The following is a 21,839-nucleotide window of genomic DNA, read 5'->3' as shown; positions in this document are numbered from 1 at the left end:
TTGAGCGTATCGGCGGGGGTGGGCGGTGGGTCGGTTGCGCGGCGCCGTGCGTGTCGGCGGACGGCGTGCCGGATGAGCGGGATGGGCCTGATGTCGGATCGGCCAGCCCCGACGTCGGCGTCCTTGCGAGCCTTACCCGTTGCGTGGAAGTGCGCGGTGGGCAGCACGGTACAATAGCGGGTTCGCGTGCACGTGGAGTCACGCGGATTAATCACCTGGATTATTTCCGCCGGCGGAGCCGGGCATGCCGTGCGCATGCTTGCATGCTGCTTGTGCGGTCGTTCGTGTGCCCTGTTTGTGCATCGTCGCCCGCGGTTCGACGTTCCGCTGTTCCCGTCGCCCGGTTCGCTCGCGTCTTGAGTTTCGCGCCATTCCTTCTGGTTTGATGAGTCATTCTCCGGCGCGACCGACGTCCTCACCGTTGCCATCGCTTTTTGCCGGACCCGCCCCGTGTTTCAGATCGTTTCCCTTATTGTCTCAATGCCTGCACCCAGGCCGCATCGCTTTGCTTTAGCCGCCGTTGCGCGGGAGTTCATCGAGGCGCTGCGATGAGCCGGCTGTTTCTTGCGCCGATGGAAGGGCTGGCGGACTACGTGCTACGCGACGTGCTGACCGGCACCGGCGGATTCGACGGCTGCGTGTCCGAATTTATCCGCGTGACGGGCACGTTGTTGCCCACGCGCATCTACGAGCGCGAGGCGCCCGAAATCCTGCATGCGAGCGTGACCGCGAGCGGTACGCCGATGGTGATCCAGTTGCTCGGCAGCGATCCGGAATGGATGGCGCGCAATGCCGCGCACGCGGCCACGTTGTCGCCCTATGGCATCGATCTGAACTTCGGCTGTCCCGCCAAGGTCGTCAATCGGCATGGCGGCGGCGCGATGCTGCTCGCGGACCCGAAGCAATTGAACGGGATCGTGTCGGCGGTGCGCGCGGCAGTGCCGGCCGGGATCGCGGTGACCGCGAAAATGCGCCTTGGCGTCTCCGATACGTCGCGGGCGATCGATTGCGCGCAGGCGCTCGCGGAAGGCGGCGCGGCGTCGCTGGTCGTGCATGCGCGCACGCGCGACGATGGCTACCGGCCGCCCGCGCACTGGGAGTGGATCGCGCGTATCGATGATGCCGTCGACGTGCCCGTCATCGCGAACGGCGACGTCTGGAGCGTCGCGGACTGGGCGCGTTGCCGTGCCGTGAGCGGTTGTGCGGACGTGATGATCGGACGCGGCGCCGTATCGGACCCGTTCCTCGCGCGACGGATTCGCGGATTGATGGACCCGTCCCCGTCGGCTGGCGAGTGGTGCGACGTGCTGCGCTCCATGGCCGGCTATCTGACGAAGCTGCAGGCGCGCGGCACGTTGCGCCACGAGCATGGCCGCGTCAAGCAATGGCTCAGCTATCTGCGGCGCACCTGGCCGCAAGCCGCCGAATTGCACGAGACGATCCGGCGCATGCAGGATTCCCGCGAGATTTTTGCGGTGATCGGGCAGGCGTTGGCGTGTGAGGGCGCGGTGATGGCGTCCGGATACGAAACGGTTGATGGTTGCGTGTGACGGGGAGTTGACTGCCGACTGGTCTGGGCGCGACTGCCATCACACTTTAGTGGCTGCGTTTCGGAATCTCGATGATTGCTGGGCCGGCGAGCTTGTACGTGTCTTTATGGGTGGGTGGATACGTGTGTGCCTGGCTTTGCCGGTGGGATTCGCATCCCGACTGTGCGTGCCGGTGCGTCATCGATCACGCCTTGCATTCGTTGCGAACTGCCTGGACGCAGCGCGCCGAAGTACGCTCGATCTTTCGCGCAGCGCAGCATCGGGACGACGACGGAGTACCTCACGATCTTTAAGCCGGTTAATTGTCGGTGGGGGGCGGTTGTGTGTTTTGCGTGGCAGTAGTAAGCGGCGATAAAGACGGTTGCCCCAGCGCGAGTAGCAGGAGACTTGCAAGGCCGAGCGTGCGCGCGAATTCGTCATCCAGTTGATTGCCTTGATCGGTAATCGACATCGGCACAACGAGTTCCTGGTTTGTCAGCTTGATCGCAGCATCCTTGGGGACCGTCGAGATGCAGATTGATTTATTCGCTTCGTCATAAGTAATGACCACACCACGGGGCGGCATCTGCTTTTTTATCGGCATCGCTACATTCCTTTTAGCGTGCAGCTCCGATGAGTTCCAACCTTGAATTCGATCGCCATCCGCCTTCCATGTCCGCGTCAGATCAGCGGGCAAACCTATCATGGCGTCGAATCACGTATGACAAAAGAATGAATCCCTGAAACCACTGCGCACGCCGCAATACCCGCCGGCAGCCGCAGGAACACACCATGCCGCGAGTGAGAGCATCTCGCAACATCGTGGACAACCGTCAACGAAAGCCGGCAGAAACCACCGAAGATCGATCGCGGACGAATCGGCCCGTACGTAGCCGTGCTTCGCCGTGTCACGCGCCGCAGGTTCGAGCGGCGCGGCTGCCTGTTGTCAGCCACCTGTTTTTGGATCGGGGAACCACAAATAGCTGTAAACTCTCGTCTTTGCTGCCATTCCAAGATTCCCCTCACATGTCCAAGCTGCACAGCGTCAACCCGTCCGAGCCGCCTCGCGTCGGCTTCGTATCCCTCGGGTGCCCCAAAGCCCTCGTCGATTCCGAGCAGATCATCACCCAGCTGCGCGCCGAAGGTTATGAAATCTCCGGCACCTACGACGGCGCGGACCTCGTGGTCGTCAACACCTGCGGCTTTATCGACGAAGCCGTGCAGGAAAGCCTCGACGCGATCGGCGAAGCGCTTAGCGAAAACGGCAAGGTCATCGTGACCGGCTGCCTCGGCGCGAAAAAGAGCGCGAGCGGCTCGGGGCTGATCGAGGAAGTGCATCCGAAGGTGCTGGCCGTGACCGGTCCGCACGCGGTCGGCGAAGTGATGCAGGCGGTCCACAACCATCTGCCGAAGCCGCACGATCCGTTCGTCGATCTCGTGCCGGCCGCGGGCGTCAAGCTCACGCCGCGCCACTACGCCTACCTGAAGATTTCCGAGGGCTGCAATCACCGCTGCACGTTCTGCATCATCCCGTCGATGCGCGGCGATCTCGTGTCGCGCCCGGTCGCCGAGGTCATGCTCGAAGCGGAAAACCTGTTCAAGTCCGGCGTCAAGGAACTGCTCGTCATCTCGCAGGACACGAGCGCCTATGGCGTCGACGTCAAATATCGCACCGGCTTCTGGAACGGCAAGCCGATCAAGACGCGCATGACCGACCTCGTCGGCGCGCTCGGCGAACTCGCCGCGCAATACGGCGCATGGGTGCGTCTGCATTACGTGTATCCGTACCCGAGCGTCGACGAAGTGATTCCGATGATGGCCGAAGGTCCGTACAAGGGCCACGTGCTGCCGTATCTCGACGTGCCGTTCCAGCACGCGCATCCCGAAGTGTTGAAGCGCATGAAGCGTCCGGCCAATGCCGAGAAGGTCATGGAGCGCGTCAAGGCATGGCGCGAAATCTGCTCGGACCTGACGATCCGCAGCACGTTTATCGCGGGCTTCCCCGGCGAGACCGAGGCGCAGTTCGAGACGCTGCTCGATTTCATCCGCGAGGCGGAACTCGATCGCGTGGGCTGCTTTGCTTACTCGCCGGTCGAAGGCGCGAGCGCCAACGAACTCGACGGCGCACTGCCCGACGAAGTGCGCGAGGAGCGCCGCGCGCGCTTCATGGAAGTGGCCGAGCAGGTGTCGGCCAAACGCATCGCGAAGAAGGTCGGCAAGACGCTGAAGGTGCTCGTCGACGAAATCAACGCCGACGGCGGCATCGGCCGTACCGCGGCGGATGCGCCGGAAATCGACGGCGTCGTCTATATCGCGCCGACCACCAAGGCGTCGAAGCGCTACAAGGTCGGCGATTTCGTCTCGGTGAAGATCACCGGCGCCGACGGTCACGATCTGTGGGGCGAGGTCTGAGCGATGACGGCAAACATGGCGGCAAATCGGACACCGGAGATCCTCGCGCTCGGCGAGGCGATGATCGAATTCAACCAGTCGGCGAAGGATCAGCCGAACTATCTGCAAGGCTTCGGCGGCGACACCTCGAACTTCTGCATCGCGGCGTCGCGCCAGGGCGCGAAGACCGGCTTCGTGTCGGCGGTCGGTGCCGATCACTTCGGGCGCCTGCTCGTCGATCTGTGGCAGCGCGAGCAGGTCGACACCGCGTTCGTGCGCGTCGATCCGCAGGCGCCGACCGGCGTCTATTTCGTGTCCCACGGTCCGAACGGCCACGCATTCGACTATCTGCGCGCGGGCTCGGCGGCGAGCCGCTATGCGCCGGCCGATCTGCCGCGCGAGGCGCTTGCGGCGGCCAAGGTCGTGCATCTGTCCGGCATCAGTCTCGCGATCAGCGTGAGCGCCTGCGATGCCGCGCTCGAGGCGATCGCATATGCGCGCGCGAACGGTGCGCGCGTGAGCTTCGACACGAATCTGCGCCTGAAGCTGTGGCCGCTCGCGCGGGCGCGCGCGGTGATGCTCGAGGCGATCCGTCAGACCGACATCTGTCTGCCGAGCTGGGACGACGTGACCGAACTCACGGGCCTGACGGGCCGCGACGAGATCGTCGATTTCCTGTTGTCGCACGGGCCACGCGTCGTTGCGCTGAAGCTCGGCAAGGACGGCTCGTATATCGCGACGCCGAACGAGCGGCGCGTCGTGCCGGGGCACGTCGTCAATGCGGTCGATGCGACCGGCGCGGGCGACTGCTTCGGCGGCGCGTTCATCGCGCGCATTGTCGCCGGCGACGATGCGTTTGCCGCCGCGCGTTATGCGAACGTCGCCGCGGCGTTGTCGACGCAAGGTTATGGCGCGGTCGCGCCGATTCCGTCGCGTGAGGCGGTGGAGAAGCTGCTGGCGGGTTGAGCATCACGAAGCCGCGGGGGGGCCGCGAGCGCCATGTGCGGCGTCGCGCGGCAGGCGGCACCTGATGCCGCAAGCGAGGCAGTAAGCGAGGCGACAAGCGAGGCAGCAGAATCATTCGAAGAGACCGGAACAGGAGCGAGCGATGCAACGGGACGTAGTGGTGGTAAGCGGCGTGCGCACGGCAATCGGCGCGTTCGGCGGCAGCCTCAAGGACTTTGCGCCGACCGATCTCGGCGCGCGCGTCGTGCGCGAGGTGCTTGAACGTGCGAGCGTGTCGGGCGACGAAGTGGGGCACGTCGTGTTCGGCAATGTCGTGCACACCGAGGCGAAGGACATGTATCTCGCGCGCGTCGCGGCGCTCAACGGCGGCGTCGCGCAGCATACGCCCGCGCTGACCGTGAACCGCCTGTGCGGCTCGGGCCTGCAGGCGATCGTCTCGGCCGCGCAAAGCGTGCTGCTCGGCGACGCCGACATCGCGATCGGCGGCGGCGCGGAGAACATGAGCCGCGCGCCGTACTCGATGCCGGCCGCGCGCTTCGGGCAGCGCATGGGCGACGCGCGCCTCGTCGACATGATGGTCGGCGCGCTCAACGATCCGTTCCAGTCGATCCATATGGGCGTGACGGCCGAGAACGTCGCGCGCCGGTACGACATCTCGCGCGACGCGCAGGACGCGCTTGCGCTCGAATCGCACCGCCGCGCGGCGCACGCGATCACGAACGGCTACTTCAGGGAACAGATCCTGCCGATCACGATTCCCTCGAGGAAGGGCGACGTCGTGTTCGACACCGACGAGCACACGCGGATGAACGCATCGGCGGAAGACTTCACGAAGCTGAAGCCGGTGTTCGCAAAGGAAAACGGCACGGTGACGGCCGGCAACGCGTCGGGCATCAACGACGCGGCGGCCGCCGTCGTGCTGATGGAGCGTGGCATCGCCGAGAAGCGCGGCGTGAAGCCGCTGGCGCGGCTGGTGTCGTATGCGCATGCGGGCGTCGATCCGGCGTATATGGGCATCGGGCCGGTGCCGGCGAGCCGCAAGGCGCTCGAACGCGCGGGCCTTACCGTCGCCGATCTCGACGTGATCGAGGCCAACGAGGCGTTCGCCGCGCAGGCCTGCGCGGTCAGCAAGGAGCTCGGACTCGATCCGGCCAGGGTCAATCCGAACGGCTCGGGCATTTCGCTCGGCCATCCGATCGGCGCGACCGGCGCGTTGATTACCGTCAAGGCGTTGTATGAGTTGCAGCGTATCGGCGGGCGCTATGCGCTCGTCACGATGTGCATCGGCGGCGGGCAGGGGATCGCGGCGATCTTCGAGCGTCTCTGAGGTCGCGCGGCACGCCGTCGCCGGCAGGGTAGGAAGCAGGATCAGGCAACAAGGATGAAAAGGATGCGGGAATCGAAAGCGACGCAGGGCTCGCCAGCGAGCATGTCGAGGGATAGCGCGGCGCGCACGGCAAGACGCGCGCCGCGGCAACGCGCGAGGGTGATCGCGGCAGTGGCCGCGCTGCTGTGTGCGGGCACGGTGCTGTGGATGCCGTCGCAGGCATGGGCCGAGAGCGATGCGGTCAAGGCACTGGCGGCGCCGCCGCCGATCTCGTTGCCGCTCAAACCGAGCCCGGAGTTCGCGAAGTTTCCGCGTTATGCCGGCACGCTCGGCAAGCGTCCGATCGTGCTGCGGCTCGGCCCGAAGACCGACGATCCGTCCGGCGTGCACGGCGAGTATCAGTACGGCGATACCGGCGAGGTGATCCTGATCGCCGGCGACCGCACCGATGACACGCTCGAAGTCGAGGAGTCGAACGACGGCACGCATATCACCGGCAACTGGGTCGGCAAGTTCGGCGCGGATGGGGCGCTCGAAGGCGAGCGCATGAATGTCGACGATTCCGATCCGCAGCCGTTCGATCTGAAGCCGCTGGCGGCGGGGCAGGCGGTGCCGGTGGCGGGGGCGGGTGTAGCCAATGCGGCCGCGCCGAAGCCGGCTACCGTGCCGCAGCCTGCGGCGAACGGTGCGCCCGCGCCGGCTGCGGGTGGTCATGCGGTCGGCGGCGTCAGCAACCTGCAAACCGGCGATTGATGTTGCCGTTGGCCCTGTTGCCGGACGTGTGCGGTATAGGCAGCCTATGTCGCGTAGGCTGCTCGGGCCGCCTCGGCCGCTCACCCCGCGCACGCGGCTCGCATCGCGCGTCCGACGCGAGCCGCTTGGCGTGTCCGGGCTCGCGTAGCCGACGCACCGCACGCAACGGCGCGGCCGTCGCATTGGCCCGGCATTCCCCGTTTTCTCACCGAACTTCACCATGACCCAATCCAAACTCAAACGCGGTCTGCAAACCCGCACGGTGCGCGCCGAGGACCGTATCACGCCGGGCTTCGAGTCGTTCTCGACGCCGGTCACGCGAGCGTCGACGGTGGTGTTTCCCGATCTCGCGACGATGCGCGCGCTCGACTGGAAAAACGACGAGCAATGGCGCTACGGCCTGCACGCGACGCCGACGCAGATCGCGCTCGCGCAGCGGCTCGCCGCGATCGAGGGTGGCAATCATGCGCTGTTGCAGCCGTCGGGGTTGTCGTCGATTTCGAACGTGTACTTCGGTCTCTTGAAGGCCGGCGACGACGTGCTGATTCCCGACAACGTCTATTCGCCGAACCGCGATCACGGCGACTGGCTCGCGCGCGATTTCGGCGTGACGGCGCGCTACTACGATCCGCTGATCGGCGCGGGCATTGCCGGTCTGATCCAGCCGAACACGCGCCTGATCTGGATCGAGGCGCCCGGCTCGGTGACGATGGAAGTGCCCGACGTGCCGGCCATCACGGCGGCGGCGCGCGCGCGCAACGTCGTCACCGCGATCGACAACACGTGGTCCGCGGGGCTCGCCTTCCGGCCGTTCGATCACGGCGTCGACATCTCGGTGCAGGCGCTGACGAAGTACCAGTCGGGCGGCGGCGACGTGCTGATGGGCGCGACGATCACACGCGAGCGCGAACTGCATCTGAAGCTGAAGGCGGCGCGCATGCGCATGGGCATCGGCGTTTCGTCCGACGACTGCTCGCTGATTCTGCGCAGCCTGCCGAGCATGCAACTGCGTTTCGCGCAGCATGACCGCGCGGCGCTCGCGATTGCCACGTGGCTGAGGAGCCGGCCGGAAATTGCCGCGGTGCTGCATCCCGCGTTCGCCGATTGTCCGGGGCACGAGGCGTTCAAGCGCGATTTCACGGGCGCGGGCGGCCTGTTCTCGGTCGTGTTCGACGAACGCTACAGCGCGGCGCGGATCGACACGTTCTGCGAGTCGCTCGAACTCTTTTCGCTCGGCTGGAGCTGGGGCGGCGCACATAGTCTCGCGATGCCGTACGACATCGTGTCGATGCGCACGGCGGCGCAATGGCCGCATCGCGGCACGCTGGTGCGCTTCTATATCGGCCTCGAGGAAGAAGCGGATTTGCGCGCGGACATCGAACAGAGTCTTGCTGCGCTGGCTTGACGCGCCAGGGATTGATTCGCCGCGGCTACGCTTGAGAAACCCGCCGGGATATCTTTCCCGGCGGGTTTTTTTATTGGCGCAGACTCGCTCGAACGGGACAGCAAGCCTGACCATTCGGCCGAATGGCCGACGCCTTGCGGCGCCGCTACGATGATGTGCATTCCGATCAACGATTGCGGCGCGCGTGAGGTTCGATGAATCTTTTCTTCTGGATGTTGCTGAATCTTGCCGTGCCGATTGCGGGCCCGCTCTTCACGCTTGCGCTCGTCGCGCCCGCGTATGGCTGGCGCGTTTCGTGGCGATTGATTGCGGCGTCGGTGAAGGACGGGCAACTGTTCTGGTGTGCGATTGGATTGTGTGCCGCCGCGATCTACGAGGCGGTGGCGGCATTGGAGCAGGGCAGTCGGGAAACGTCGCTGCTTGCGCTCGGGATTGTCGGGTTTTGCGGGCTGGCGTTCGTGGGTTCCATGGTTGTGACGTCGAGCTTGCTCAAGGCGTGGCACGACGGTTCGGGCACAACGAAGGGTCACGCGCAGAGGGAGCATGCGGATGGCGCATTCTCGCGTGTCGCGATAGGCGCATCGATTGCCATGACCTGGCTGGTGGCCCTTCTATTCGCATTCCTGCACATGCACCTGAATCACTTTTTTTAGATAGTGCAGCGTTTATACTGATTCCTTCTTGTGGAGGAACTGATGAAGCAATTTATCTTGTCCTTGGGATCGGACAAAAATCATGAGCGCATCGTAAAAGGAGGGCTGATCGTCAGCATCCTGATTTCCATCGTCATGTTTGTGGCGTTCCTGCCCGGCACCTTCAGCAGATAACCCTGTGGCCTGCCCGGCTTGTTAGCGCGGTGGCTGGTGTCCCGACGCGCTACCGCAACCGCAATGCAACCGCAATGCAACCCCAAACACAGCCTCAACGCATCCGCCTCAAAACAGCCGCAGCAAGCCATCCAGCCCAACCCAATTGAACGACACGCTCGCGGCTTCGCGCACCACCGGCTTCGCGCGGAACGCAACGGAGAGTCCCGCTTCGGCCATCATCTTCAGGTCGTTCGAGCCGTCGCCCATCGCAATCGCGCGGGACGGTTCGATGCCGAGCGTCGCGCAGGTCTCGCGCAGCGTGCGCGCCTTGACGTCGGCATTGACGATCTCGCCGAGCACCTTGCCGGTCAGCTTGCCGTCGACGATTTCCAGCGTGTTCGCGCGCGTGAAATCGAGGCCGAGGCGTGCCTTGAGTTTTTCGGTGAAGAACGTGAAGCCGCCCGAGACGAGCAGCGTTTTCAGACCGGCCTGCTTCGCGCCGGCAAGCATCGTTTCGGCGCCCGGCGACAGTTGCAGCCGCTCCTCGTAAACACGTTCGAGCGCGCTCGCGTCGAGCCCTTTCAGCAGAGCGACGCGGCGTGTCAGGCTTTCGTTGAAGTCCTTGATCTCGCCGCGCATCGATGCCTCGGTAATGGCCGCGACCTCGGCCTTGAGCCCGCAGAAGTCGGCGATTTCGTCGATGCATTCGATCGTAATCAGCGTCGAGTCCATGTCCATTGCGACGAGGCCGAAGTCGCGCAACGCGCGGCCGGCGTCGACGAACGCGTAATCGAGCCGATGTGTCTGACAATACACCTCGATGTCGGCGCGCTGAGAAAGGTGCGCATTGGCGATACGAATGGCGTGCGCGTCGACGATGGTAGCCTGCGAGCCGCGCGCGAGCGCGACGAGCGTTTTGTGATGGTCGGCGGAGAAGGGCGCGGTGCTTTGAATGACGAGGTTCATGGACGACCGGTGACGCGAATAGATGGACGAATCAGTGGCCGCGCGGCGCGCGCGGAAAATCCCGCTATTGTAGCGGTTCCGCGCGCGGCGCCGTCGCATGCGGCAGTCCGGCCGGCGTGCAATCTGGTAGCGCGCGGTTCATACTGGCGCATCGAGCGCATGCACCGAAGCGACTGCACCTGGCCGTTGTGTCAGGGCGAAAGCGAATCGCGACGTGCGGCGATTGGCGCACGAAGCCGCTGCAACCAGTCGGACCAGGATCGCGGCGGTGTATTGACGAATTGCGACGAATTGCGACGAATTGCGACGAATCCTGACGAATCCTGACGAATCCTGACGAATCCTGACGAGTCACCACGAATCGCGACGCACAACGCAATATCGCGACGTATCGGTGCGAGCCGCATCAACCGGGGCGCAACAAGACGCCTTCACGGAGACAACGCATGACCCAGGCGACCGCCCGCGACGCAGCCTCTCTTGCCCGCGACTTCGATCTGCGCCATCTGAGCCCGGCGTTTTATGCCGATCCCTATCCGGTCTACCACGCGCTACGCACTTGCGAGCCGGTCAAGCGCATGCCGGACGGTTCGCTCTTTCTGACGCGCTTTCGCGACGTGCAGGCGGTCTACCGCGATCCGAAGACCTTCAGCTCCGACAAGACCGTCGAGTTCCGCCCGAAGTACGGCGATTCGCCGCTCTATGCGCATCACACGACGAGTCTCGTGTTCAACGATCCGCCGCGTCATACGCGGGTGCGCAAGCTGATCGCCGGCGCATTGACCGCGCGCGCGATCGCGGCGATGGAGCCGGGGCTGATCCGGCTCGTCGACAGCTTGCTCGATGCGGCCGCGCAGCGCGGGCGCATCGATCTGATCGGCGAGTTCGCCTCGGCGATTCCGGTCGAGATCATCGGCAATCTGCTCGACGTGCCGCATGCCGAACGCGCGCCGCTGCGCAACTGGTCGCTCGCCATACTCGGCGCGCTCGAACCGTCGCTGAGCGAGGCGCAGTTCGAGCGCGGCAACCGCGCGGTCAGCGAGTTCGTCGACTATCTGCGCGGACTCGTCGCGCGACGCCGCCGCGAGCCGGGCGATCCGCAGCACGATGTGCTGACGCGGCTGATTCAGGGCGAGGGACCGGGTGAACAGTTGTCGGAAGCGGAGTTGCTGCAGAACTGTATTTTCATTCTCAACGCCGGGCACGAGACGACCACGAACCTGATCGGCAACGGTCTCGTCACGCTGACCGAATGGCCCGACGCGCGCGCCGCGTTGCTGCGCGAGCCGGCGCTGATCGATACGGCGATCGAGGAGTGCCTGCGCTTCGAGAGTTCCAACCAGCTCGGCAACCGTATGAGCACCACGGACACCGAAATCGGCGGCGTCGCGGTCGCGCGCGGTACGCCGGTCACGCTGTGCATCGGCGCGGCCAATCGCGATCCCGAGCAGTTTGCCGAACCGGATCGCTTCGATATTCGCCGCGACCCGAACCGGCATCTCGCGTTCGGCTTCGGTATTCACCAGTGTGCGGGTTTGTCGCTCGCGCGGCTCGAGGCGCGCATCGCGATGGGGCGCTTCGTGCAGCGCTTTCCGGACTATCGGCTCGACGGTGTGCCGACGCGCGGCGGGCGCGTGCGGTTTCGCGGCTTCGCGGCGGTGCCGGTCGAACTGGAGCCGTGATGCGCGGTGCGGCGTGACGGGGCGCGAGCCGCGGAGCAATCCGCGAAATGTCGGCAAGCAGGTGTGAGAGGACTTCGAACGCGAACTTCGGGACACCGGCCGCGCTCGTACTTCAGGTACTTCAGGTACTTCAGGTACTTCAGGTACTTCAGGTACTTCAGGTACTTCAGGTGCTTCAGGTGCTCCAACTCGCGGCACGCCGCAACCGATTCCCCACCAGGCACCACACATAATCAGGCCCGGCACTTCGCGAAAAGCACCGGGCCAGGCGCACTACGGCGTATTACTTATCGTCTCTCTCGTCACCCTGCTTCAGGTGAAGCCCCGGCAGCGTCCGCGTGCCTTCGGCAACCACCGCATGCAGCAGGCGCGGATCGAGGTCGAGCGCCGCGAGGATGGTCGGCGCGACCTGCGTCGTCAGCACGCGCTCGTCGATCTGGCGACCGGCGCCATGCATTCCCGGGTAGCCGATGACGAGGCCGAGGTGGCTGTCGTCCGGTGCGTTGCCGCCGTGCTCTTCATCCTTCGCCGTGCTCGACGTGTAGATCACGCCCGGATTCGGCTGCACGATGATGTCGGGCGTACGGCCTTGCGCCGGATCGCCGAAGCGCGCCGCCAGTTGCTTGCCGGACAGGATGTAAGCCTGCGGACCGTCCGCGCAGATGCCGGGCGCATTGCACGACAGATTCTGCTCGAGCGTCTGGATCACGGCGTTGCGCTGCGATTGATCGCGCAGCCAGATCAGGCCCACGTCGTCGGTCTGCACCATGCCGGTGTCGACGAGACCCGTGCCGTCGTTCAGGTTGCCGCTTTTCGTACTGTTCTGGCCGAAGTTGCCGTTCGGGTCGAGGTAGTTGTTCGCTTCAAGCAGCTTCGACAGCGTGTCCCCGTTCTTCACGAGCTTCGTATGATCGGTCGGCGACTGGCCGTGCTTGGCCGTCACGATGACGAGCGTCGACTTGTACAGGTTCTGCTGCTTGAGCGCTGCCACCACGCGGCCGAGCGAATTGTCGATATAGGTGATCGCGCCGGCCACCTGCGTACCCGGCGTGAAACTGGCATCGAGATAGCCGCCGCCGCTGGCTACCGTGGCCTTTTGCGCAACGCTCAGCGTCTGGAAGTTCGCGCCGAACACCGTCGGCACCGGTTCGTTGTGCGTACCCGTCGAGTCCATGCCGCCGATCTGGTTGATGAGCGCCTGTACGTGGTAGTCGTCGAACTTCTCGGTGTGCGTATACGTGTCGAGGTAGTACGTGTTCGTCGCGGGGTCGATCGAATTGATCTCGGTGCGGGCCAGGTCGTCCACGCCATGGCCCGACGGTCCGTTCAGCCAGTCGTAGCCCCATGCGTGCTTGTCGGCCCATGCGGTGCGCGCACCGTGCATGCCCTGCTTGACCGCCTCGAAGACCGTGTTCGTCTTGACGTAGTTGTGCGGATAGACCGGCACGCATTGGCCGTTGACGAGCGCGTGCGGAATGGCTTGCGGATTGAATGCGCCGCCGCCGTCGAGGTGCGTGAGCGGGCCGCCGTTCTCGCCGTCGATGCCGGTGGTTTCGTCGAACACGACGTTCCAGCCCTGCTTGCCGGTGCAGCTCGTGTCGCTCGGCGAGTACAGCGTGCGGTCGTAGGACACGTCATAGAAGAGGCCGGCGGACTTCGGCGAGCCGCCCGTGACGAGTGCGGCGAGGCCCGGGAACGAATCGGAGAGGCCCGGCGTGTAGGCGTTCGTGTAGGTGACGCCCGATTTGGCGAGGAGCGCGATATTCGGGCAGGTATTGCCGGCGATGCAGCGCGCGACGTCCTGTTCGTGCAAGCCGTCGAAGCTGATGAGCAGAACATGCTTGACGCCCGCGTCTCCTTCGCCATGGCCATGGCCATGGTCATGGTCATGGTCGTGGGCCTGGGCGGGCGAGAAGGCGCCGCTCAATGCAAGCACGCCCGCGCTGAGCGCCGTCAGACCAGTCGACCATTTTTTTATTGCTTTCATCGTTCACCTCGTTTGCTGGTTGGGGGAAGTCCTGTGAAGCGCGGTGAATGTTGCAAGCGTATTGCGGCGGAGCGATGAACGCGAACTTTCAATTACACAATGTTACGAGTGGGGGCGTCGCGAGATTGGCAGGCTGATTGGGCAGGCTGACAGATCGATGCAGGTCGTTGGTATACGGCGCGTTGCGATGGAGTGGGTCAAGCGTGCGGCGTAGTGGTTTGGCGGTTGACAGTCCTGACGAATAGCGTCGCTTCTGCAGGGACCCGGTAAGCGTTCCGGTAGCGACTCGGCAGAACCCACACGGCCGCTTCGCTCGCACCTCAGCCCCACGCCTTAACCTCGTTCATCCGGCTCGCGATCCCAATACGGCGGATCGCCGAAATGCGCGGCGAGAAAGTCGATGAACGCGAGCGTCTTCGGCGGCACGAATGCACGGCTCGGATACACGGCCCAGATCGCGACGTCGTCGGCGAGCGGATAGCTGTCGAGCACGCTGACCAGCGCGCCGCTGCGCAGATACGGCGCGACGTCCCATGTCGATTTGAGCGCGATGCCGAAGCCGGCGAGTAGCGCGTCGCGGATCACCTCGCCGTTGTCGGTCGCGAGGCGTCCGCCGACCCGCACGTCGAGTGTGCCGGCCGGCGTCACGAAGCTCCAGTCGCGCTGATCCGACAGGATGATGCACTCGTGCCGCGCGAGGTCCGACGGATGGTGCGGCGTGCCATGCGCGGCGAGATACGCGGGCGCGGCGCACAGCACGCGGCGGTTCGCCGCGAGGCGCCGTGCGACCAGCGACGAATCCTTGAGCGCGCCGACCCGGATCGCGACGTCGATGCCCGCGTCGACGAGATCGACGAGTTGATCGGTCATCCGTAAATCGAGGCTCACGCCCGGATAGCGGCGCAGAAATTCGCCGATGACGGGCGATATATGCTGGCGCCCGAACGACGAGGACATCGTCACGCGCAGGCGGCCTTGCGGTTCGGTCTGCGCGCGGCCCACCGAGGCGCGCGCGGCAGCGGCCGCGTCGAGCAGCGCCTCGGCGCGCGTCATGAACACTTCGCCGTCCTGGGTGAGGCTGATGCGGCGCGTGGTCCGATGCAGCAGGCGCGCGCCGAGCAGTTTTTCGAGCTGTGCGATGCGCGAACTCGCGACCGCCGCCGACAGGCCGAACTCGCGCCCGGCCGCCGACACGTTCGCCAGCAGCGCCGCGCGCACGAACAGCGCGACGTCGAGCAGATCGAGTCGCGCGCGCTCGCCGGGCAGCGCCCGGTCAGTGGAAGTTGGGGTATTCATTATTCTGAAAATCAAAAAAATGTTTCAGTCATTATGACTGTTTTATCAGAATAAGAACCCGCCTACGATGACGCTCATGGATTCGGCGGTGACGGCACGCGGTGCGAAACACGAAACGCAGCGGCGGCCGGTTCCTGTCCTCACCGAAGCCGAATCAGAACCCCAACCTCACTTCATTTCACTTCACTCACTTCAACCGAACCCCCGGAGCAGCCATGAAAGCCATCGGACTTTACCGTTATTTGCCGATCGATCACGCCGAAGCGCTCGTCGATGTCGAGATCCCGCAACCCGAAGCAAGCGGACACGATCTGCTCGTGAAGGTCGAAGCGATTTCCGTGAACCCGGTCGACACCAAGGTGCGCGCGCCGAAGGACACCGTCGAGAACGCGCCGCGCGTGCTCGGCTGGGACGCCGCCGGCACGGTCGTCGCGGTCGGGCCCGAGGTCTCGCTGTTCAAGGTCGGCGATCCGGTGTTCTACGCGGGCAGCATCACGCGGCCGGGTGCCAACAGCGAGTTTCATCTTGTCGACGAGCGCATCGTCGGGCACAAGCCGGCCTCGCTCGATTTCACGCACGCGGCGGCGTTGCCGCTTACCGCGATCACCGCTTGGGAAGCGCTGTTCGACCGCCTCGGCGTGTCGCCGCAAGGCGCCGACGCGGGCCGCACGGTACTGATTTTCGGCGGCGCTGGCGGGGTTGGCTCGATCGGCATCCAGCTTGCCAGACAGCTGGCGAAGCTCAAGGTGATCGCGACCGCGTCGCGGCCCGAATCGGCGAAGTGGGCGAAGGAGCTGGGCGCCGATCACGTCGTCGATCATTTCGGCGATCTGCCCGCGCAACTGAAGGCAATCGGCGTCGAGCAGGTCGACTATGTGCTGATCTTCAACGACACCGACCGCAATTTCCCGGCTGCCGCGCAACTGGTCAAGCCGCAGGGCGGCATCTGCACGATCGTCGAAAACGCCGCGCCGCTGCCGGTCGAACTGCTGAAGGCGAAGAGCGCCGCGTTTCACTGGGAGTTCATGTTCACGCGCTCGATGTTCGGCACGCCTGACATGATCGAGCAGCACAAGCTGCTGACCGAGGTCGCGCGTCTGGTCGATGCGGGCACGCTGCGTACGACGCTCGGCGAGAACCTCGGCCGGATCAACGCGGAGAATCTGCGCCGCGCGCACCGGCAGCTCGAGCAGGGGCGCGCGATCGGCAAACTGGTGTTGAGCGGGTTCTGATCCGGCGATTCGATTCGAGCGGGTCGGGCACGGACGGCGACGCGTTGACCATGACAGCGAGATGACGCCTCGCCGCGCCGGCCCGACACGCGCAGAAACCGCCGCACCGCAAGCGGGTTAACACCCGAGCTTGCGCGACACGCGCGGCGTCGCGCTTGGCGTTAGACTGGCGGTGCATCATGCTCCAGAACGGTTGCGTGTCCCGCGGCCAGGCTGGCCGGCCGCACCGGTTCGATCCAGCCGGGCAGGGCGCGGGCAGTCGCGCGAAGGCGGGCGCGCAGCGGCACAACAACGAGGTGACAGTATGGGCTTCAGCTTCAAACTCTCCGCCGTTTCCGTTGTCGCTTCTCTCGCCTGCGCGCTCGTACCGGCGGCGCACGCCGCCACGCCGATCACGGTCACGTCCCAGTCCGCGCTCGACGGTCCGATCCGCTACACCGTGCGCGTCACGTCGAAGCAATTCGGCAATTCCCAGGAAACCCGCACGATCCGCTCCGGCGAATCGGACGACTTCACCTGGAAGACCGTGCCGCCGGGCGGTCCCGTGGCCGCGACCGATACGTGCCCGAACTATGCGTCGCTGGCGCTCGACGCGAACGGCGCGATGATCCGGCAGACGCAGATCCGCTTCGCGCCGGTCGTCGCCAAGGACGGCACCGCGAACGTGCAGCTGAGCTTCCAGGCGCAGACGCCGCGCGGTGTCAAGAGCGTGACGAGCGGCGGCAAGACGCTCAAGTGTCCGAACGATGTCCGCATGAGCCAGATCGTGCGTTTCACGATGCCGGTCAACGGCACCACGAAAACGCTGACGCTCAGCGACGGCACCGAAGTGGCGATCAGCGCCAAGCGCTGATCGGCTTCGCGGGTTGGAGCGGGGGCTGACCGCGTGAACCGCAAACGCGGGTCCGCCTCGGCCCGCGCGTGCCGCTTCGTGTACCGCTTCGCCCAACGTTTCGCCTAACGCTTCGCCGCGCGCTCCACGAGCCGCGCCGGCAGAAACTGGTGTTCCGCCGAAAAGAGCCTCCGGTACGTGAGCAGCACCGCGCCCACCGTGCCCAACGCCGACGACGCGGCGATCAGAAACATGATGACGATCTGATACCGCACCGCCTGCAACGGCGACTGGCCGGCCAGCACCTGGCCCGTCATCATGCCGGGCAGGCTCACGACGCCGACCACCGCCATCTGGTTCAGGGTCGGCATCATGCCGGCGCGCACCGCCTGGCGCGCGGGCCCCTGAGCCGCTTCCCAGCGCGTCGCGCCGAGCGCGAGCGCCATCTCGACGCGATCGCGCCGCGCGGTCAGCTCCTCGGTCATGCGTTCGATGCCGAGCGAGACGCCGGTCAGCGTATTGCCGAGGATCATGCCGAGAATCGGAATCGCGTATTGCGGCTCGTACCACGGGTGAATGCGGATCACGACGAAGAGCCCCACGGCCGCGACGAGCCACGAACTGACCCAGATCGACAGCACGCTGTCCGCGCGTTGCCCGGCATAGGTGCGGCTGCCGCGCTGCGCGCCGGCAAAGCCGGCGATCAGCGTCATCACGATCATGAGCGGCAGCACGACGTACCAGCGGTCGTACTGGAACACCCAGCCGAGCACATAGCCGATCGCGAGCAGTTGCACCACGGTCCGCACCGCGGCCCACGCGAGCTTGCGTTCGAGATCGAGCTTCAGCGACACCGACACCGCGCCGTTCACGACGATCAGCAGCGCCGCGATCGCGACGTCCCACAAACCCAGATTCTGCAGGCTCATCGAGGCGACTCCTCGGGCGAGGTGGCTTCTTCGAGCACGCCGGCGCGCATCGTCAGATGCCGGCCGCTCATGCGCGCGGCCTGCGCGAGATCGTGCGAGACCCACACCGACGCGTGACGTCCCGGTGCGGCCTCGAACCAGGCTTCCACGAGCGCTTCGATCGCGAGCGACGACGCGGGATCGAGCGCAGCGGTCGGCTCGTCGAGCAGCAGTACTTCGGGCGCGAGTTGCAGCACGCGGATCAGCGCGGCGATCTGCGCTTCGCCGCCCGACAGCTCGCTCGCGGGCTTGCCGAGAAAGTCGCTGCCGCGGCCGGCCTGTTCGGCGAGCAGGGCGGCGCGTTCGCGATCGAAGCGCACGTCGCGATAGACGCCGAGCTCGAACGGATAGCGCAGATTGTCCTCGACGCTGCCGTCGACGAGCGCGGGCCGCTGGCGGATATACGCGACGTTGCGCCGGTAGCGCGGAAGCGCGGCGCGCCCGAGCGGCGCGCCATGCCACAGGATGCGCCCGGCATCGAGCGGATCGAGCAGCGCGAGCGCGCGCAGGAACACGCTCTTGCCCGAGCCGGACGGCCCGGTGATCGCGACGCGCTCGCCGGCGCGCAGCGCGAAGGTGGTCGGCTGCAACAGCGTCTGCGCGCGCTGCGCATCGCGCCGCGCGATGCCGTCGGCGAGAACGAGGGGAACGTCGGGCATGGTTGGATCGGGGTGGGGAGCGTGAGGCACGATGCGTTATTTGATGTGTGCTTGAAGTGTGCGTGGTGCGTTGTGGCTGGCGCGAGCGGCAATCTGCAGAGCAATCTGTCGCCGAACCGTGCGCCATGATAAAACGGCAAGGTCGAACGCAAACGCAAACGCAAACACAAGCGAAAACGCAGGCACGAGAACGAACACAAGTGCCGGCTCAGACGCATGCGCCGCGATAGACAAGGCGACAGACAGGGCGACTCATCGCTCACGTCCGGGCACGCTATCTGCTGCCCGACAACATAGAACAACACGCGGAGCCTCTCAATGGCAGTGTCGAGCAGCATCGGACGACGGATCGGAAAAATCATCGCATGGCTGCTGGCGGCGCTCGTCATCCTGATTGCCGCACTCGTCATCTTCATTCTGAGCTTCGACTGGAATCGCGCCCGGCCCTACATCAACGACAAGGTGACGCAGGCGATCGGCCGGCCGTTCGCGATCAACGGCGATCTGAAGGTGGGCTGGCAGAAGCCGGCCGGCGAAACGGGCTGGCGCGGCTGGGTGCCCTGGCCGCGCTTCTCGGCGGCCAACATCACGCTCGGCAATCCCGACTGGGCCAAACAGCCGCAATTCGCGACGCTCGACGAGATCGACTTCGAGGTCGAGGTGCTGCCGCTGCTCGCGCACGACATCGTGATCCCGGCGATCAATCTCGTGAATCCGTCCGTCGATCTCGAACGCATGCTCGACGGGCGCAACAACTGGACCTTCAAGCTGCCGTCCTCGAGCGGGCCGTCCGAATGGACGCTCGATCTGCACGACATCGCGTTCGCGAAGGGCAATATCGCGCTGTCCGATCAGCAGATGAAGGTCGAGTTGCGGATGGCCGTCGATACGCTCGGTCAGCCGATTCCGCTCGGCGAGGCCTTGAAGCAGCAGGAAGCGGCGTCGCGCAGCGCGTCGGCGCAGGCGATCGGCAAGGCCGGCGCGAGCAGGCTCGCTGCGCAGGCCGAGGCGCAGGCGGCGTCGGAAGCGAAGGCGGCGTCCGAGGCGGCGGCTTCGGCGGCTGCGGCGAATGCGTCGGCGGTATCGGGGGCTGACGGGGCAGCGGGCGCGGCGGCCACGTCCGCGACTTCTGGCGCGCCCGCCGAGAGCGGTGCCTTGGCGACCGGGGCGAGCGGTGGCGCGAGTGCGGGTGTCGGTGCGGGTACAAGCACAAGCGCAGGCGCTAGTGTAGCGACAGCCGAAACAAACTCAGCCGCGAGCGTCCCCGCCGCCCCGCGCGCGACGCCGCTCTACGCGATCGCGTGGACCGTCAAAGGCAGCTACAACAAGACGCCGGTGTCGGGCAGCGGCAAGGTCGGCGGCGTGCTCGCGCTGCAGGACGCGGACCGGCCGTTCCCGGTGCAGGCCGACGTGAAGGCCGGCGATCTGCACGTCGCGTTCGTCGGCACGATCAGCGATCCCGCGCATCTCGCCGCGCTCGATCTGCGCCTCTGGCTGCAAGGCAACAGCATGGCGCGGCTCTATGCGCTGACCGGCGTGACCTTGCCCGACACGCCGCCGTATGCGACCGAAGGACATCTGATCGGCCACTTCAGGTCGGGCGGCAACGTCTTTACCTACGAAAATTTTACGGGCCGGGTGGGCGGCAGCGATCTGAACGGCTCGCTGACCTATACGGCGCGCGAACCGCGTCCGCTGCTGCAGGGCGAACTCGTCTCGCATCTGTTGCAGTTCGCCGATCTCGCGCCCGTGATCGGCGCCGATTCGAATGCGAGCAAGGCGAAGCGCGGCGACGCCACCGCGCAGCCGGGCGGCCGCGTGTTGCCGGTCGAGGAATTCCGCACCGACCGCTGGAAGGCCATCGACGCCGACGTCAAGTTCACGGGCCGGCGCATCGTCAAGAGTTCGAAGCTGCCGATCACGGACCTCTACACGCACGTCGTGCTTAGCAACGGCGTGCTGTCGCTCGAACCGCTGAAGTTCGGCGTCGCAGGCGGCTCGCTCGCCTCGGACATTCATCTGGACGGCAGCGCGACGCCGCTGAAGGGCCGCTTCTCGACCTCGGCGCGGCATCTGAAGCTCAAGCAATTGTTCCCGGACTTCAAGACGATGCAGAACGCGCTCGGCGAGGTCAACGGCGATGCCTCGCTGTCCGCGACCGGCAACTCGCCGGCGGCGCTCGCAGCGACCTCGAACGGCGAGGTGAAGGCGCTCGTCACCGACGGCACCGTGAGCCGTCTCTTGATGGAAGCGGCGGGGCTCAATGTCGCGAATGTCGTCTATGAAAAGCTGTTCGGCAATCGCGACGTGAAGATCAACTGCGCGGCCGCCGATTTCGTCGCGACCAATGGCGTGCTCGAACCGCGCGTGTTCGCGCTCGATACCGACGACGCGGTCATCAACATCGACGGTCACGTGAGCTTGCGCGACGAGACGCTGGACCTCGGCGTGCATCCGCATACGAAGGGTTTCCGGGTCTTTTCGCTGCGCTCGCCGCTGTACGTGAAGGGCACCTTCAAGGACCCGCACGTGGGTGTGGACGCGGCCGCGCTCGCGTTGCGCGGCGGCGCGGCGATCGGCCTCGGGCTCATCAACCCGTTTGCGGCGCTGATTCCGCTGCTCGCGCCGAGCAACAACAAGCCGTTGCCGTGCGGCGAACTGCTCGCGCAGGTCAGGCAGCGGCCGACCGCGCCGCCGCCGGGTGTCCGCCAGCAGCCGAAGGCGCCGCTTTCGCTCGATGGCGCGCCGGCCGGCAAGTCCCCGGGCGGTGCGGCGGCGCCGGCCGCACCGCGCTCGCAGCGGGGCGCGGATCGCAAGCCCGTGACGCTGCCGCCCGCGACCGCCGCCGAATACAAGGGCAGCTGATGGCGTCGCTGCTATGCAGTTGGCCCGCGCACGGGTTGAGATGGAGCGTGGGCGGTGGGCGTGGTGTCGTGTTTCCGTGGCCGATCAGCGTGCCGTCCGCGCGCGATCATGTCGATGATGCCATGAGCGAGCAAGGGACGCACGGCTATCGGATGGCACCGTCACGGTTTCG

18 protein-coding genes are annotated in these 21,839 nt (G+C 65.8%); 12 read left to right on the top strand and 6 right to left on the bottom strand.

Annotated elements, in window-relative coordinates:
- The first annotated feature begins 548 nt into the window (after positions 1-548).
- On the top strand, positions 549-1,550 hold the full coding sequence (locus tag G3N58_RS19595) for a tRNA-dihydrouridine synthase (RefSeq protein ID WP_205999977.1): 1,002 nt from the start codon (positions 549-551) through the stop codon (positions 1,548-1,550).
- A 298-nt stretch (positions 1,551-1,848) separates the two neighbouring features.
- On the opposite strand, the gene G3N58_RS19590 is transcribed toward G3N58_RS19595, so the two are convergent.
- Positions 1,849-2,133, bottom strand: coding sequence for a hypothetical protein (locus G3N58_RS19590; RefSeq protein ID WP_205999976.1), 285 nt, complete (start codon positions 2,131-2,133; stop codon positions 1,849-1,851).
- Positions 2,134-2,555: 422 nt separating this feature from the next.
- Here G3N58_RS19590 and rimO point away from each other — a divergent pair, with 422 nt between their 5' ends.
- The 7 genes from rimO (at position 2,556) to G3N58_RS34525 (ending at position 9,198) form a co-directional block, all read left to right on the top strand.
- Positions 2,556-3,941 (top strand): 30S ribosomal protein S12 methylthiotransferase RimO, encoded by a 1,386-nt coding sequence (gene rimO, locus G3N58_RS19585; RefSeq protein ID WP_205999975.1) that lies wholly within the window; start codon positions 2,556-2,558, stop codon positions 3,939-3,941.
- A 3-nt stretch (positions 3,942-3,944) separates the two neighbouring features.
- Positions 3,945-4,886 carry a sugar kinase gene (locus G3N58_RS19580; RefSeq protein WP_205999974.1) on the top strand — a complete coding sequence of 314 codons (942 nt, stop codon included), beginning with the start codon at positions 3,945-3,947 and terminating at the stop codon, positions 4,884-4,886.
- A gap of 142 nt (positions 4,887-5,028) precedes the next feature.
- The gene (bktB, locus tag G3N58_RS19575) at positions 5,029-6,213 is read left to right on the top strand and encodes a beta-ketothiolase BktB (RefSeq protein WP_205999973.1); all 1,185 of its coding nucleotides are present in this window, start codon (positions 5,029-5,031) and stop codon (positions 6,211-6,213) included.
- Between the two features lie 102 nt (positions 6,214-6,315).
- The gene (locus G3N58_RS19570; RefSeq protein WP_205999972.1) at positions 6,316-6,966 is read left to right on the top strand and encodes a hypothetical protein; all 651 of its coding nucleotides are present in this window, start codon (positions 6,316-6,318) and stop codon (positions 6,964-6,966) included.
- Positions 6,967-7,186: 220 nt separating this feature from the next.
- A complete protein-coding gene (locus tag G3N58_RS19565) occupies positions 7,187-8,371 on the top strand; it encodes a cystathionine beta-lyase (RefSeq protein WP_167038431.1) in 1,185 nt (394 codons plus the stop codon).
- A gap of 194 nt (positions 8,372-8,565) precedes the next feature.
- Positions 8,566-9,024, top strand: coding sequence for a hypothetical protein (locus G3N58_RS19560; protein WP_205999971.1), 459 nt, complete (start codon positions 8,566-8,568; stop codon positions 9,022-9,024).
- Between the two features lie 42 nt (positions 9,025-9,066).
- Positions 9,067-9,198 carry a hypothetical protein gene (locus G3N58_RS34525; protein WP_275691476.1) on the top strand — a complete coding sequence of 44 codons (132 nt, stop codon included), beginning with the start codon at positions 9,067-9,069 and terminating at the stop codon, positions 9,196-9,198.
- 108 nt (positions 9,199-9,306) lie between these two features.
- On the opposite strand, the gene serB is transcribed toward G3N58_RS34525, so the two are convergent.
- The gene (serB, locus tag G3N58_RS19555) at positions 9,307-10,146 is read right to left on the bottom strand and encodes a phosphoserine phosphatase SerB (protein WP_205990489.1); all 840 of its coding nucleotides are present in this window, start codon (positions 10,144-10,146) and stop codon (positions 9,307-9,309) included.
- Between the two features lie 446 nt (positions 10,147-10,592).
- Between serB and G3N58_RS19550 the strand changes: the two genes are divergently transcribed.
- The gene (locus G3N58_RS19550; protein WP_205999970.1) at positions 10,593-11,828 is read left to right on the top strand and encodes a cytochrome P450; all 1,236 of its coding nucleotides are present in this window, start codon (positions 10,593-10,595) and stop codon (positions 11,826-11,828) included.
- A gap of 283 nt (positions 11,829-12,111) precedes the next feature.
- Here the strand turns inward: G3N58_RS19550 and G3N58_RS19545 are convergent, their stop codons facing one another.
- Complete coding sequence (locus G3N58_RS19545; RefSeq protein WP_205999969.1) at positions 12,112-13,815, bottom strand: alkaline phosphatase family protein; 1,704 nt, start codon at positions 13,813-13,815, stop codon at positions 12,112-12,114.
- Between the two features lie 333 nt (positions 13,816-14,148).
- Complete coding sequence (locus G3N58_RS19540) at positions 14,149-15,111, bottom strand: LysR family transcriptional regulator (RefSeq protein WP_205999968.1); 963 nt, start codon at positions 15,109-15,111, stop codon at positions 14,149-14,151.
- Positions 15,112-15,326: 215 nt separating this feature from the next.
- Here G3N58_RS19540 and G3N58_RS19535 point away from each other — a divergent pair, with 215 nt between their 5' ends.
- The gene (locus G3N58_RS19535) at positions 15,327-16,343 is read left to right on the top strand and encodes a zinc-binding alcohol dehydrogenase family protein (protein WP_205999967.1); all 1,017 of its coding nucleotides are present in this window, start codon (positions 15,327-15,329) and stop codon (positions 16,341-16,343) included.
- A gap of 304 nt (positions 16,344-16,647) precedes the next feature.
- Positions 16,648-17,196, top strand: a complete 549-nt coding sequence (locus tag G3N58_RS19530) for a DUF6013 family protein (RefSeq protein WP_205999966.1) — start codon at positions 16,648-16,650, stop codon at positions 17,194-17,196.
- A gap of 104 nt (positions 17,197-17,300) precedes the next feature.
- On the opposite strand, the gene fetB is transcribed toward G3N58_RS19530, so the two are convergent.
- Complete coding sequence (gene fetB / locus G3N58_RS19525; protein ID WP_205999965.1) at positions 17,301-18,104, bottom strand: iron export ABC transporter permease subunit FetB; 804 nt, start codon at positions 18,102-18,104, stop codon at positions 17,301-17,303.
- A complete protein-coding gene (locus tag G3N58_RS19520) occupies positions 18,101-18,802 on the bottom strand; it encodes an ATP-binding cassette domain-containing protein (RefSeq protein ID WP_205999964.1) in 702 nt (233 codons plus the stop codon). The genes fetB and G3N58_RS19520 overlap by 4 nt, the downstream gene beginning before the upstream one ends.
- A gap of 318 nt (positions 18,803-19,120) precedes the next feature.
- Between G3N58_RS19520 and G3N58_RS19515 the strand changes: the two genes are divergently transcribed.
- Entirely contained in the window at positions 19,121-21,667 is a 2,547-nt protein-coding gene (locus G3N58_RS19515; RefSeq protein WP_205999963.1) for an AsmA family protein, read from the top strand.
- Positions 21,668-21,839 lie beyond the last annotated feature (172 nt).

This window comes from Paraburkholderia sp. Ac-20342, from assembly GCF_017104985.1.
Classification (GTDB): Bacteria; Pseudomonadota; Gammaproteobacteria; order Burkholderiales; family Burkholderiaceae; genus Paraburkholderia.
The sequence above is the reverse complement of the archived record's forward strand: the minus strand, read 5'-3'. Positions and strand labels throughout refer to the sequence as shown.